Here is a 13,896-nt window from a genome sequence, read left to right as displayed (position 1 = left end):
GGACTTCAGTGAATGGAGTGATAAGCCGTGGCTATGGCATCGGATCGTCTGAACCTTGAGGGGCTCCGCTATGCGCAGGCGGTGGCGGAGACCAAGTCGTTCAGCGCCGCCGCACGCGCGTACGGGGTGACCCAGCCCGCGTTGTCGAACGGGATCGCCAAGCTGGAGGACCGCTTGGGCGGCAAGCTGTTCGAGCGGTCGCCGCGCGGTGTGACGCAGACCGCGTTCGGCATCCGGATCCTGCCGCTGATCGAGCGTGCCCTGGCCGCGCTCGACGCCGTCGGGGCGGAGGCCCGGCGCCTGACCGAATCCGGTGAGCGGAAGATCCGCATGGGACTCTCACCGCTGATCGGCTCGCACCTGGTCGCCCGGGCGTTCAGCATGGTCCAGGGCCTTCCCGCGCCCCGGGACCTGGTGCTGCGCGAGGCGAACATGCAGGAGCTGCGGGAATGCCTGCTGGCCGGGCAACTCGACATCATCCTGATCCCGGCCGTGGCCGCGATGCCCCGCTTCGAGCACCGGGTCATCGACGTCGAGCCGATCGTCGTCGTCACTCCCGACGCGGCGGAGGCAACCCCCGTCGAACTCACGGAGGCCGGCAAGGAGCAGTTCATCCTCGTCCCCGACACCTGCGGCCTGACCACCTTCACCACGCAGCTGTTCCAGGCGCACGAGATGGCCCTGAACACCTATCCGGGCGAGGCCGCCAGTTATCGGGTGCTGGAGGACTGGACGAAGCTCGGTCTGGGCTCGGCCCTGGTCCCCCGCTCCAAACTCAGCTCGCCCGACGTCTGCCACCGTCCCTTGCACGACCAGGGCCGCGAAGTGCAGATCTCCTTCGAAGCGGTCTGGAGCGCCGACTCCCCGCTCGCCCCGGACCTGCTCCGCCTCGCCGACAGCCTCGCGGCCACCCGCCACTAGGGCCATACGCGCCGCTTATAACCCGATTCAGCGTGGTCCCCTACCGGACCTTGCCGGGAATGCCTAACGTGGCAGGCACATTGCGGGACTTACCGTTCCGTTCCCTCCCTGCCCATCGAGAGAGGCATAACCATGGCGTATCTCCAGATCACCTTGCAGGTGGACCCGGCCCACCGTGCCGCAGCCGCGGGCGTGTACGAGAAGTACAGGCAGCCGTTCCTCGACACCGCCCCCGGCGCCCTCAGCAAGGAGCTCCTCGTCCGGGACGAGGACGTCCAGGTCCTCCACGGCTTCCGGAGCGTGGCCGACGCCAGGACGTACCTGGCCAGCGAGCTGTTCACCCGTGACGTCGTCGGCGGCCTGGCCCCGCTGCTGGAGGCCGACCCCGACGTGCGCGTCTACGACACCGTCTGAGGCCCGGTCGTGCACGAGCTCACGGCGCTGCTGCGCGAATACGACCGCGCCCGCGTCTACACCGACCAGCTGTGGAAAGACCTCAGTCCGGACGAGGTGACCTGGCGCCCGCACGAGGACTCCAGCGCGATCGGCTGGCACCTGGGTCACCAGGCTCATGTCGCCCACTTCATGATCCGCAACCTCACCGCGGCCGAGCCCAGCCCGGACCCGGAACTCGACGGGCTCATGGACTCGGCGAACCCGGAGAAGTTCCGCGGCGCGCTGCCCACCGTCGAACGCCTCACCACGTTCCGCGACACCGTCGCCGAACGTGTCCACGCCCGCATCGGCGACATCGCCGCCGGCCGGGTCGGCGCCCCGACCCAGCTGACCGTCGTCGCAGGCCACCTGCTGCTCGCGCTCATCAATCACGAGTACCAGCACGACCAGTGGATCAGCGAGGTCCGTACCGACGACCTCGGCCACCCGCTGCCGCCCGACCCGGCCTCGGACTGGCTCAGCCGCATCGACGGCTACCTGGTCTGCGACCCCCACGCCTGACCGCCTGCACCTCTGTCCAGGCGAAGCCGGCAGCAATTCACCACCGGCAACGGCCCGATCCCACCGCGGGCCGGTGCCCAGTCAAGGAGCACAACGTGAGTGATGTGCGTGTCACCCCCTGGCAGGACGACAGCCTCCCCGCGCCCCCGCCCGAACTGCTCGCGGGAATGCGGGCGCGCAGGCCGGGCGGTGAGTTGATCGGCATCGACCGTGTCCTGCTGAAGAGCTTCCCGCTCGCCACCGGATGGAACGGGCTGCTGGGCCGGGTCCGCGCCGAGTTCGACCTGGCACTGGAATACCGCGAACTGATCATGCTGCGCGTGGCCGTGCTCAACCGCGCCGACTTCGAGTGGGGCGTCCACCACCCGGCCTATCTGCGGGCAGGCGGCACGGAAGACAAGTGCGAAGCCCTCAAGGGAGATGCCGCGGACAGCGGCCTCTTCAACGAAGAAGAGCTCGCCCTGCTCGCGCTGACCGATCAGTCCACCCGGCAGGTCGAGGTCGATGCCGACGTCATCGACGAGGTCAAGCGTCTCTTCGGTGAATCCCGGACGGTCGAAGCGGTCGCCACTGTCGCGGCCTACAACATGGTCTCGCGCTTCCTGGTGGCGCTGGCCATCTGACACCCCCGTGCGCGGGAGACCGGGAGCCGACCGAACACGGCGGCTACCCGAGTCCACCCCTGCCCCCTGACGGCCTCACCCCTGACGGCCCTGCCCCCTGACGGCCTCACCCCTGAGGGCTCTGCCCTCTGCGGCCCTGCCCCCTGACGGCCCTCACCCCCTTCACGACACCACCTGAAACCGGAGCACCACATGTCCAGCACCACTCCCGACTTCACCGGCCGGAAGGTCATCGTCATCGGCGGCACCAGCGGCATGGGCCAGGCCGTCGCGGCCCACGTCCTCGACGCCGGCGGCACCGCCGTCGTCACCGGCCGGACCCAGTCCAGCGCCGATGAAGCCGTGACTGCCCTGTCCGCCCACGGGCAGGTCGTCGGCCTGGCCGCCGACCTCTGCGACCCGGCGGCCGTCGACCGCCTGCGCACCGTTCTCACCAAGGAGCACGCCGACGCCACCCTGCTGGTCAACGCCGCCGGCGTCTTCGCCCCCAAGCCGTTCCTGGAGCACACGGCCGCGGACTACGACCGCTACCAGGACCTCAACCGCGCCTTCTACTTCCTCACCCAGACCGTCACCGCCAACATGATCGAGCGCGGCACGAAGGGCGCCATCGTGAACATCGGCTCCATGTGGGCCCACCAGGCCATCGCCGCCACCCCCTCCTCGGCGTACTCGATGGCCAAGGCCGCACTGCACTCCCTGACCCAGCACCTCGCGATGGAGCTCGCCCCGCACGGCATCCGCGCCAACGCCGTCGCCCCCGCCGTCGTGCGCACTCCGATCTACGATGAGTTCGTCCCCGCGTCGGAGATGGACTCCACGATGGACGGCTTCGACTCCTTCCACCCGATCGGCCGCACCGGTACCGCCGACGACGTCGCCGCCACCGTCGCCTTCCTCCTGTCCGACCGGACCGACTGGGTCACCGGCGCGATCTGGGATGTCGACGGCGGTGTCATGGCCGGACGCAACTGACCCGCACCGTCCGGTGCGCGGACGTCCTCGGGGCCCGGAAGGCCGGCCGCGTGCGGGGACGACTGCCCCCGGTCCGTGGCGCTTCAGTCCTTCCGGCGGGGGGCGACGGCGTCCTCACCGAAGGACGCGGTGAGTGCCCGTGCGATCAGGTCGGGCAGTTGGGTGTGTCCGTCGTCTTCGACCCAGCGCGTCAGCGCCGTGTGCATCGCGGCGAGGCAGGCGCTGGTCGCCGCCCGGGCGCGGAACGCGGCGTCGGGACCGGTCGCGTCATCCCCGAGGGCATCGACGATGGCCTGTTGCAGCGCGTACTGGCTGTCCAGGTGCCGGGCCCGTAGCGCAGGCGTCGAGACCATGAGCCGGAGGCAGTCCAGCAGGAACCGTTCGTTCGCCGCCCGTTCGTCGCCGTTGCCGCCGGTCCAGTCCGTGGCCGCGTCGATGAGCGCGCTGCCGACGCGGCGCACCAGGGGTTGCGCTGCGGACGACGCCGCGACGTGCTCGGCGATGAGCTGGGCGGGCTGATCGATGAGGACGAGGTCCTCCTTGGTGGGGAAGTGCCGATACACGGTCATCGCGGAGACGCCGGCGGCCTCGGCGACGTCGGCCACCGTCACCGCGTCGTAGCCGCGGTCGGTGAACAGCCGCACCGCGTGCGCCTGGACCAGGCGCCGCGTCTCGGAACGCCGCCGTTCCCGCAGGGTTGGTTGCCGCTCACTCATGTGCTAGACACTACCATCATGTTAGCGACTAACACTCTGATGGGTGGAGACGTGGGCGGTCTGACGGGCAGAACGGCTCTGGTGACGGGCGCGTCGCGCGGCATCGGGCAGGCGATCGCGACTCGGCTGGCGGCCGAAGGAGCCACGGTCGTCGTGCACTTCGGCACGGACGAGGGCGGGGCCGCGGCAACGCTCGCCGCGATGGAACGCGCCGGCGGGACGGGCTTTGCCGTCCGGGCCGAACTGGGCGTGGACGGCGACGTCGAGACACTCTTCGCCGGCGTGGAGGCCGGCTTGGCCGGTCGGCCGCTCGACATCGTCGTCAACAACGCGGCGGCCGCACCGGCCGGCGCGCTCGGCGCCACGACGCGGGCGGAGTTCGACCACTTGTTCGCGGTGAATGTGCGGGCGCCGTACTTCATCATCGAGCGCGCACTGCCTCTGCTGCGCGAGGGCGCCCGGATCGTCTCGATCTCGTCGGTGGCAACCCGGATGGCCAACGCGTCCCAGACATCCTTCGCCATGACGAAGGGCGCGATCGAGACGATGACCAGGACCCTCGCCGCTCAGCTCGGTCCTCGCGGGATTACGGTGAACGCGGTCGCTCCCGGGGCCACCAGGACGGCGAGCAACGGAGCCGTCTTCGACGTGCCGGGCCTCACCGAACAGATCTCCGGCATGACGTCACTCGGCAGGCTGGGCGCACCCGACGACGTGGCCGACGTGGTCGCCTTCCTCGCCTCCGATGCCGCCCGCTGGGTCACCGGGCAGATCCTCGACGCGAGCGGTGGCCTGTTCCTCGGTCCACGCACCTGACCGACGCAGGCTTGGCCAGGGCCCAGGCTCAGGGCCACACCAGGCAGTACGGCTGATGCCCCGCCTCGTGCAGCCGGTGCGAGAAGTCCTGCCACTCGTGCAGCAGCTGGTACACGTTGAACGCGTCCCGTGGGCCGCCGCGGTCCGGGACCGTGGACCAGATGAAGGCGGCCGCGCCGACCGCCTCCTCGCCGATGCCGCGCAGGGGGTCGACGACGGTCATCGGGAGTTTCACGACCGCGTAGTCGGGGTGCAGGACGACCAGTTCCAGCGGGGGGACCTTGTGCAGGGGGACGCCCTCGATGCCGGTGAGGACCATCGCGGCCATGGTCTCCGGCTTGATCTTGGTGAACATGCCGTTCATCCCGAGCTCGTCGCCGCCCAGTTCCTCGGGGCGCATCGAGATCGGGACGCGGGCCGCGGTCGCGCCGTCGGGCGCGCCGAAGTACTTGTAGGTCACCCCCACCCGACCACCATTCCTGCTCCCCGCCCCCAGCCGGTCGGCCCGCCCGGAGAGCCGGTCGGGCTCACCCGGTGTGCCGTGTGTCTGACGTGCTTCGGACGCTTCCTCCGCCTCGCGTCGGTGCCTTCCCCGCCGGGCACGTCGAGGACCCAGGTCATCGGTCCCCTCGCCCAGTCCGCCACCGCGATGCATATCTCCACCCGACTGCTTTTCTAGGACGCGTGGCCCCCGCCGCGCAACCCGATCATCGTGTCAGTGACCTCCCCCACGGCCGCTCGCCGAAACGTGCGGTGAAACATATGTACGTCATATGTCCGTCGTCCGTTCGCGGGACGGCCGGGAGTCCCGCTCGCGCTCTCCCGGTGAGCTGCGTGGATGGGTTCCAGTCTGGCAGACGGTACGGCGTTCGGGGCGGTTGTCTACCCTTGTCGAAGTCACCCTGGGCAACCAGCGGCCGAGCGGGACCCGCGCAGGGTCCGATACGTCGGAGAAGGTCGAGAAGGTCGGAGAAGTCGCAGGTCATGAGCGAACTGGCATATCCATACGAAGCACCGGCCTCGCAGGCTCTGTTCGACCGCGCCGCGGCCGTCACGCCCGGCGGCGTGAACTCCCCGGTGCGCGCCTTCCGCGCCGTCGGCGGCACGCCCCGGTTCATGGTGTCCGGCACCGGGCCGTACCTGACGGACGCGGACGGGCGCGAGTACGTCGACCTGGTGTGCTCCTGGGGGCCGATGATCCTGGGGCACGCGCACCCCGAGGTGATCGCCGCCGTGCAGGAGGCCGTGGCGCGCGGCACGTCCTTCGGCACGCCCGCCGAGGGCGAGGTCGCGCTCGCCGAGGCGATGGTCGAGCGGGTCGCGCCGCTGGAGGAGGTCCGGCTCGTGTCCAGCGGGACCGAGGCCACCATGTCCGCCATCCGGCTCGCCCGCGGGTTCACCCGGCGCACCAAGGTGATCAAGTTCGCCGGGTGCTACCACGGCCACGTCGACTCGCTGCTGGCCGCCGCGGGCTCCGGCGTCGCCACCTTCGCGCTGCCCGACACCCCCGGTGTCACCGGCGCCCAGGCGAGCGACACGATCGTGCTGCCGTACAACGACCTGGAGGCCGTGCACGCCGCCTTCGCCGCCCACCCCGGCGAGATCGCCTGTGTGATCACGGAGGCGTCGCCCGGCAACATGGGCGTCGTGCCGCCGCTGCCCGGGTTCAACCAGGGGCTCAAGGACGCCTGCGCCGCCAACGGCGCGCTGTTCGTGTCCGACGAGGTCATGACCGGGTTCCGCACCAGCCGCGCCGGGTGGTACGGGGTGGAGGGGGTCGTGCCCGACCTGATGACCTTCGGGAAGGTGATGGGGGGTGGGTTCCCCGCCGCCGCCTTCGGCGGGCGCGCCGACGTCATGGCGCACCTCGCGCCGGCCGGGCCCGTCTACCAGGCCGGCACCCTCTCCGGGAACCCGGTCGCCACCGCCGCCGGGCTCGCCCAGCTGCGGCTCCTCGACGACGCCGCGTACGAGACGGTCAACGCCGTGTCCGCGCGGATCCAGGCGCTGGTGACCGAGGCGCTGGCCAAGGAGGGCGTCGCGCACACGGTGCAGACCGCCTCCAACATGTTCTCCGTGTTCTTCACCGACGGGCCGGTCGTCAACTACGAGGACGCGAAGGCGCAGGAGTCCTTCCGGTTCACCGCCTTCTTCCACTCGCTCCTCTCGAACGGCGTCTACCTGCCGCCGTCCTCCTTCGAGTCCTGGTTCGTGTCCACCGCCCACGACGAGCGGGCCGTCCAGCGCATCGCCGACGCCCTCCCGGCGGCGGCCCGCGCGGCCGCGGAGGCGACGGCATGAGCGACCACGGCAACCACGACCGCGACGAAGAACTGACCGTCGTCCACGTCATGCGGCACGGCGAGGTCGAGAACCCCACCGGCGTCCTCTACGGGCGCCTCCCCGGCTACCACCTCTCCGAGCTGGGCCGGCGCATGGCCGAGCGGGTCGCCGAGCACCTCGCGCCCCGCGACGTGACCTATGTCGTCGCCTCCCCGCTGGAGCGGGCGCAGGAGACGGCGACCCCGATCGCCAAGACCCACGGACTCGACCTCGACACCGACGCGCGCCTCATCGAGGCCGCCAACGTCTTCCAGGGCAAGACCTTCGGCATCGGCGACGGCGCGCTGCGCCGGCCCGCCAACTGGAAGCACGTCGTCAACCCGTTCAAGCCGTCCTGGGGCGAGCCGTACGTCGACCAGGTCGTGCGCATGAAGGGCGCGATCGACGCCGCCCGGGACCGGGCCCGCGGGCACGAGGCCGTGGTCGTCAGCCACCAGCTGCCGATCTGGATCCTGCGGTCCTATGTCGAGCGGCGGCGGCTGTGGCACGACCCGCGCAAGCGGCAGTGCACGCTGGCGTCCCTGACGACGTTCACCTACCGGGGCGACCGGATCGTGTCCGTCGGCTACACCGAGCCCGCCCGCGACCTCGTCCCGGCCCACCTCCTCGCCGGCGCCAAGCCCGTGAAGGGGCAGGGGAAGGCGTACGGGGCCTGAGGCGCGCCTCGCGCCTCCGGGCCCCGGCCCTGTGGGTCCGCTGTTACCCAACCCGCACAAATTTCCGGAACCCGCTCGTTCGTCGCGTCCTCTCACCTAGTGACCACCAAGGACGCGACGAACGAGGTTGCGATGCGCACTTCCAACCGCACTCTCACCCGCAGGGGGATGCTCGGACTCGGGGCGGGGGCCGCGGCGGCGGTCGGGCTCGCGGGCTGCGGCACCGGTTCCCACCCCTCGTCGGACGGCTCGCACCAGGCCGGCGGCGCCGGGAAACCGTCGCCCTCCGGCAGCGGCAAGGCCCCGGCGAAGCCCATCGGTGACGGCTCCACGTCGTACACCGGCAAGCAGCCGCACCAGCCGGACGCCCCCGTGCCGCTGGAGCCCGGTCAGACGCCCCCGCAGTTCGTCGTCTTCTCCTGGGACGGGGCGGGCGAGGTCGGCAACGGCCTCTTCCCGCGCTTCCTGGACCTGGCGCAGGAGCACGGCGCGCACATGACGTTCTTCCTCTCGGGCCTGTACCTGCTGCCCGAATCGAAGAAGCGCCGCTACGACCCGCCGAACAACCCGCGCGGCGCCTCCGACATCGGCTACCTCACCGACGAGCACATCAAGGCGACGCTGACCAACGTCCGCCGGGCCTGGCTCGACGGGCACGAGATCGGCACCCACTTCAACGGCCACTTCTGCGGCGGCGGCGGCAGCGTCGGCAACTGGACGCCCGCGCAGTGGCGCAGCGAGATCGACCAGGCGAAGTCCTTCGTCAAGGAGTGGAAGACCAACAGCGGCTGGACCGACCTGCCGTCCCTGCCCTTCGACTACGACAAGGAACTCGTCGGCGGCCGCACGCCCTGTCTGCTCGGCCAGGACAACCTGCTGCCCACCGCCCGCGAGCTGGGCTGGCGCTACGACGCCTCCTCGCCCGGCGGCCGCCAGGTGTGGCCGGCGAAGAAGGACGGGATCTGGGACTTCCCGTTGCAGCAGATACCGTTCCCCGGGCACTCCTTCGAGGTCCTGTCGATGGACTACAACATCCTCGCCAACCAGTCGGTCAACTCGACCAAGGCGCCCGCCCACAACTACCCGGGCTGGCGCGAACAGGCCACGAACGCGTACATATCCGGCTTCAAGCGGGCGTACGAGACGAACCGGGCACCGTTCTTCGTGGGCAACCACTTCGAGGAGTGGAACGGCGGCATCTACATGGACGCCGTCGAGAACGTCCTCAAGCACGTCGCGCGGGAGAAGGAGAAGGGCGAGGACATCCGGCTGGTCTCCTTCCGCCAGTTCACCGACTGGATGGACGTGCAGAAGCCCGAGGTGCTCGCCAAGCTGCGGACCGTCGAGGTGGGGCAGCGGCCGGCCGGCGGCTGGAACGCCTTCCTCAAGGAGACCCCGGCCTCCTCGGGCGCCCCCGCGAACGCCGCCTGAAGCGCCCGCGAAACGGCGCCTGAAATGCGGGTTTCCGGCCGCGAGGGGGGTGCGCAAGATCCTCGGAACGGACATGCGAAACTTTTCACATGAGTGCCGCCAGCCGCGCCCCCCTGCGCTCGAACCGCACGAACCGCACCGCCGACCGCACGGCCGGCGCCCGCGCCCGCGTCCGTAGCCGGGCCGCCCGGGCCGCCGTCGGCGCGGCCGTCGCGGCGCTCCTCGTGTCCGCGTGCAGTTCCGGCGGCACCTCGGGCGGCGGCGGCCAGACCGGCTTCATCACCGGCTCCGACGGCATCGCCACCGCGAAGAAGGGCGAGCGTGCCGACGCCCCCGAGCTGTCCGGCAAGACCGTCGACGGCGGACAGGTCGACGTCGCCGACTACAAGGGCAAGGTCGTCGTCCTCAACGTCTGGGGCTCGTGGTGCCCGCCCTGCCGCGCCGAGGCCAAGAACTTCGAGAAGGTGTACCAGGACGTCAAGGACCAGGGCGTCCAGTTCGTCGGCATCAACACCCGCGACACCTCCACCGGCCCGGCCCGCGCCTTCGAGAAGGACTACGGCGTCACCTACCCGAGCCTGTACGACCCGGCGGGCAGACTGATGCTCCGCTTCGAGAAGGGCACCCTCAACCCGCAGGCCGTCCCCTCCACGCTCGTCATCGACCGGGAGGGCAAGGTCGCCGCACGCACCCTCCAGGCGCTCAGCGAGGAGAAGCTGCGCAAGATGCTCGCGCCGTACCTCGCCGACGACGGCAAGCCGGAGAAGTGACGTGTCCGCAGTGACCACCCTCGCCGCCGAGGGCTACAACGGCACGGTGCTGAACGGCGCCCTGCTCGTGGCCCTCCCCATCGCGCTGCTCGGCGGCCTCGTCTCCTTCTTCTCGCCCTGCGTCCTGCCGCTCGTCCCCGGCTACCTCTCCTACGTGACCGGCGTCACCGGCACGGATCTCGGCGAGGCCCGGCGCGGCCGGATGGTCGCCGGAGCCTCCCTCTTCGTCCTCGGCTTCACCGCCGTCTTCGTCTCCAGCGGGGCGCTCTTCGGCTACTTCGGCTCCACGCTCCAGGAGGAACGCGGCACCCTGACCAAGGTGCTCGGCGTGCTCATGATCCTTATGGGCATCTTCTTCGTCGGCCTCATGCCCTGGTTCACCCAGCGCGAGTTCCGCTTCCACAAGCGCCCGGTGACCGGACTGGTCGGCGCGCCGCTGCTGGGCGCGCTGTTCGGCATCGGCTGGACGCCCTGCATCGGTCCGACCCTCGCGTCCGTCCTCGCGCTCTCCGCCGACCAGGGCACCGCAGGCCGCGGCGCCATACTGACCGTCGCGTACTGCGTCGGCCTCGGCGTGCCCTTCGTCCTCGCCGCCGTCGCCTTCCGCAAGGCGCTCGGCGCCTTCGGCTGGATCAAGCGCCACTATGTCTGGGTGATGCGGATCGGCGGCGTCATGATGATCGCGACCGGCCTGCTGCTGCTGACCGGCGCGTGGGACAGCATCGTGCAGGACATGCAGACCTGGTCCAACGGCTTCACTGTAGGGATCTGACCGATGAGCAACACCACCGCGGGCAAGACCCCGACGACCGACGAGGAGCAGGACCTCGGCGCCGCCGGCTCCCAGTTGTCCACCGCCCCCAAGGAGGAGGCGCCCAGCCTCCCCTCGCTCGGCGTGATCGGCTGGGCCCGCTGGTTCTGGCGCCAGCTCACCTCGATGCGCGTCGCGCTGCTCCTGCTCCTGCTGCTGTCCCTGGGCGCGATCCCCGGTTCGCTGATCCCGCAGGACGGCGTCGACGCCCTGAAGGTCGAGGAGTTCCGGGACAACCACGACATCCTGGGCCCGGTCTACGACAAGCTCGGCCTCTTCCACGTCTACAGCTCGGTGTGGTTCTCCGCGATCTACATCCTGCTGTTCGTCTCCCTCATCGGCTGCATCATTCCGCGCACCTGGCAGTTCGTCGGCCAGCTCCGCGGCCGCCCGCCGCGCGCCCCCCGGCGCCTGGACCGGCTGCCCGCCTACACCACCTGGCGCACCGGCGCGGAGCCCGAGGAGGTCCGCGAGGCCGCCCTGAAGCTGCTGAAGAAGCGCCGCTTCCGGGCGGACGCGGACGCCGCCGGCGACGCCGTCGCGGCCGAGAAGGGCTATCTGCGCGAGGTCGGCAACCTCGCCTTCCACATCGCGCTGATCGTGATGCTGATCGCCTTCGCCTGGGGCCAGCTGTTCAAGTACGAGGGCAACAAGCTGATCCTGGAGGGCGACGGCTTCTCCAACACGCTCACCCAGTACGACGACTTCAAGTCCGGGAACCTCTTCGACGCGGCCCACGACCTGGCCCCCTTCAGCTTCACCCTGAAGGACTTCCACGGCACCTACGAGGCGACCGGCCCCAACCGCGGCACCCCGCGCATCTACGAGGCCAAGGTCACCTACAGCGAGGGTGCCGACGGCGCCGAGAAGACGAAGACCATCGAGGTCAACAAGCCGCTGGACATCGACGGCTCCAAGGTCTACCTCGTCAGCCACGGCTACGCCCCCATCCTCACCGTCAAGGACGCCAAGGGCGACGTCGTGATGGACAAGCAGGCCGTCGCCCTGCTGCCGCTGGACGCCAACGTCACCTCCTCCGGCGCCGTCAAGGTCATGGACGGCTACCGCAACGCCAAGGGGGAGAAGGAGCAGCTCGGCTTCAACGCGTTCTTCCTGCCGACGTACGGCGGCAAGGGCAGCACGATGCTCTCCAGCTTCCCCGCGCTGATCAACCCGATGCTCGCGCTCTCCGCCTACCACGGCGACCTCGGCGTGGACGCGGGCATCCCGCAGAGCATCTACCAGCTCGACAAGACCAACCTGGAGGAGTTCAAGGGCTCCGACGGCAAGCTGTTCAAGCAGCAGCTGAAGGTCGGCGACACCATGACCCTCCCGAACGGCGCCGGCTCGGTCACCTTCAACGGCGTCCAGGAGTGGGCCGGCTTCCAGGTCACGCAGCAGCCCGGCAGCGGCTGGGCGCTCGGCGGTGCCGTCATCGCCATCCTCGGCCTGGCCGGCTCGCTGTTCATCCAGCGCCGTCGGGTCTGGGTGCGGGCCGTGCGCGGCGCCGACGGCGTCACGGTCGTGGAGATGGCCGGCCTCGGCCGCAGCGAGTCCGCGAAGGTCCCCGAGGAACTCGGCGACCTCGCCGGAGCCCTGTACGACCAGGCACCCGACGCACCCGACGCACCCGACGGGTCCGAGAACGACGACACCCCCGATTCCCCCGACACCCACGTCGTACCTGCCGAAGGGGCTGAGAAGTGACTCTCGCCGCCGCAACCGAGTTGGCCGCCGCGACCAACGAGAACCTCGCGAACGTCAGCAACACGCTGATCTACTCCTCGATGGCCGTCTACACGCTGGCCTTCTTCGCGTACATCGCCGAGTGGCTCTTCGGCAGCCGCAGCAAGGTCGGCCGCACCGCCGCCGCGCTCACCACCGACACGGCCGGGGCCAAGGCCGGCGCCAGGTCCGGTCCGGCCGTCACCGTGAAGAAGGCCGGCGGCACCGCCGTACTGGAGCGCCCCGCGGTCGTCGTACGGTCCGCGACCGGCACCCGCGACGTGCCCGACGGGCCCGGCGCGCACGGCGGCACCGAGAAGGGCGACCTGTACGGGCGGGTCGCCATCTCGCTCACGGTGCTCGCCTTCGCCATCGAGGCGGGTGGTGTCCTCACCCGCGCCCTGTCGGTGGAGCGGGCGCCGTGGGGCAACATGTACGAGTTCAACATCACGTTCACGACGGTCGCCGTCGGCGTGTACCTCGCGCTGCTCGCCCTGAAGAAGAACGTCCGCTGGCTGGGCCTGCCGCTGACCACCACGGTCCTGCTCGACCTCGGCCTCGCCGTCACGGTCCTCTACACCGCCAGCGACCAGCTCGTCCCGGCCCTGCACTCGTACTGGCTGTACATCCACGTCTCCACGGCGATCTTCTGCGGCGCGGTCTTCTACGTCGGCGCGGTCTCCACGATCCTGTACCTCTTCAAGGACAGCTTCGAGAACAAGCTCGCCTCCGGCGGCACGCCCGGCCGCTTCGCCAGTTCCGTCCTGGACCGGCTGCCCGCCGCCGCCTCCCTCGACAAGTTCGCCTACCGCGTCAACGCCGCCGTCTTCCCGCTGTGGACGTTCACGATCATCGCGGGCGCGATCTGGGCGGGCGACGCCTGGGGCCGCTACTGGGGCTGGGACCCCAAGGAGACCTGGTCCTTCATCACCTGGGTCGCCTACGCCGGTTACCTGCACGCCCGCGCCACGGCCGGCTGGAAGGGCCGCAAGGCCGCCTACCTGGCCCTGGTCGCCTTCGGCTGCTGGCTGTTCAACTACTACGGCGTCAACATCTTCGTCTCCGGCAAGCACTCCTACGCGGACGTGGGCCTGGGCGCCCTCCAGTCCGTCGGCTTCTGAACGAGGCCCCGCGAAAGGCCGGTTCCCGTGA

The 13,896-nt window shown here is 70.4% G+C and carries 15 protein-coding genes; 13 read left to right on the top strand and 2 right to left on the bottom strand.

Annotated elements, in window-relative coordinates:
• The first annotated feature begins 33 nt into the window (after nucleotides 1–33).
• From B9W62_RS16630 to B9W62_RS16610, 5 genes are all read left to right on the top strand, one after another.
• Entirely contained in the window at nucleotides 34–921 is an 888-nt protein-coding gene (locus tag B9W62_RS16630) for a LysR family transcriptional regulator (protein WP_087807897.1), read from the top strand.
• Between the two features lie 132 nt (nucleotides 922–1,053).
• Nucleotides 1,054–1,335, top strand: coding sequence for a hypothetical protein (locus B9W62_RS16625; protein ID WP_087807896.1), 282 nt, complete (start codon nucleotides 1,054–1,056; stop codon nucleotides 1,333–1,335).
• A 9-nt stretch (nucleotides 1,336–1,344) separates the two neighbouring features.
• Entirely contained in the window at nucleotides 1,345–1,878 is a 534-nt protein-coding gene (locus tag B9W62_RS16620; protein WP_087807895.1) for a DinB family protein, read from the top strand.
• Between the two features lie 95 nt (nucleotides 1,879–1,973).
• A complete protein-coding gene (locus tag B9W62_RS16615; protein ID WP_087807894.1) occupies nucleotides 1,974–2,501 on the top strand; it encodes a carboxymuconolactone decarboxylase family protein in 528 nt (175 codons plus the stop codon).
• 192 nt (nucleotides 2,502–2,693) lie between these two features.
• Nucleotides 2,694–3,476, top strand: coding sequence for an SDR family NAD(P)-dependent oxidoreductase (locus B9W62_RS16610; protein WP_087807893.1), 783 nt, complete (start codon nucleotides 2,694–2,696; stop codon nucleotides 3,474–3,476).
• A gap of 83 nt (nucleotides 3,477–3,559) precedes the next feature.
• Here B9W62_RS16610 and B9W62_RS16605 read toward each other — a convergent pair whose 3' ends face one another.
• The gene (locus tag B9W62_RS16605; RefSeq protein ID WP_087807892.1) at nucleotides 3,560–4,192 is read right to left on the bottom strand and encodes a TetR/AcrR family transcriptional regulator; all 633 of its coding nucleotides are present in this window, start codon (nucleotides 4,190–4,192) and stop codon (nucleotides 3,560–3,562) included.
• Nucleotides 4,193–4,231: 39 nt separating this feature from the next.
• Here B9W62_RS16605 and B9W62_RS16600 point away from each other — a divergent pair, with 39 nt between their 5' ends.
• On the top strand, nucleotides 4,232–5,008 hold the full coding sequence (locus B9W62_RS16600; RefSeq protein ID WP_179235517.1) for an SDR family NAD(P)-dependent oxidoreductase: 777 nt from the start codon (nucleotides 4,232–4,234) through the stop codon (nucleotides 5,006–5,008).
• 28 nt (nucleotides 5,009–5,036) lie between these two features.
• On the opposite strand, the gene B9W62_RS16595 is transcribed toward B9W62_RS16600, so the two are convergent.
• Nucleotides 5,037–5,474, bottom strand: a complete 438-nt coding sequence (locus tag B9W62_RS16595) for a hypothetical protein (RefSeq protein ID WP_003974483.1) — start codon at nucleotides 5,472–5,474, stop codon at nucleotides 5,037–5,039.
• 518 nt (nucleotides 5,475–5,992) lie between these two features.
• On the opposite strand from B9W62_RS16595, the gene hemL reads away from it, so the two are divergent.
• The 7 genes from hemL (at nucleotide 5,993) to ccsB (ending at nucleotide 13,865) form a co-directional block, all read left to right on the top strand.
• Nucleotides 5,993–7,309, top strand: a complete 1,317-nt coding sequence (gene hemL / locus B9W62_RS16585) for a glutamate-1-semialdehyde 2,1-aminomutase (RefSeq protein ID WP_087807889.1) — start codon at nucleotides 5,993–5,995, stop codon at nucleotides 7,307–7,309.
• Entirely contained in the window at nucleotides 7,306–8,007 is a 702-nt protein-coding gene (locus B9W62_RS16580; RefSeq protein WP_087807888.1) for a histidine phosphatase family protein, read from the top strand. The genes hemL and B9W62_RS16580 overlap by 4 nt, the downstream gene beginning before the upstream one ends.
• 132 nt (nucleotides 8,008–8,139) lie before the next feature.
• Nucleotides 8,140–9,438 carry a polysaccharide deacetylase family protein gene (locus tag B9W62_RS16575; protein WP_087811941.1) on the top strand — a complete coding sequence of 433 codons (1,299 nt, stop codon included), beginning with the start codon at nucleotides 8,140–8,142 and terminating at the stop codon, nucleotides 9,436–9,438.
• An 89-nt stretch (nucleotides 9,439–9,527) separates the two neighbouring features.
• Entirely contained in the window at nucleotides 9,528–10,208 is a 681-nt protein-coding gene (locus B9W62_RS16570; RefSeq protein WP_087807887.1) for a TlpA family protein disulfide reductase, read from the top strand.
• Between the two features lies 1 nt (nucleotide 10,209).
• Nucleotides 10,210–10,980, top strand: coding sequence for a cytochrome c biogenesis CcdA family protein (locus B9W62_RS16565; RefSeq protein WP_179235516.1), 771 nt, complete (start codon nucleotides 10,210–10,212; stop codon nucleotides 10,978–10,980).
• Between the two features lie 3 nt (nucleotides 10,981–10,983).
• Complete coding sequence (locus B9W62_RS16560; RefSeq protein WP_087807886.1) at nucleotides 10,984–12,726, top strand: cytochrome c biogenesis protein ResB; 1,743 nt, start codon at nucleotides 10,984–10,986, stop codon at nucleotides 12,724–12,726.
• The gene (gene ccsB, locus B9W62_RS16555) at nucleotides 12,723–13,865 is read left to right on the top strand and encodes a c-type cytochrome biogenesis protein CcsB (protein ID WP_087807885.1); all 1,143 of its coding nucleotides are present in this window, start codon (nucleotides 12,723–12,725) and stop codon (nucleotides 13,863–13,865) included. Before B9W62_RS16560 ends, ccsB begins: the two co-directional genes overlap by 4 nt.
• The last annotated feature ends 31 nt before the right edge of the window (nucleotides 13,866–13,896 follow it).

It is taken from the genome of Streptomyces sp. CS113, from assembly GCF_002188365.1.
GTDB lineage: Bacteria > Actinomycetota > Actinomycetes > Streptomycetales > Streptomycetaceae > Streptomyces > Streptomyces tendae.
The sequence above is the reverse complement of the archived record's forward strand: the minus strand, read 5'-3'. Positions and strand labels throughout refer to the sequence as shown.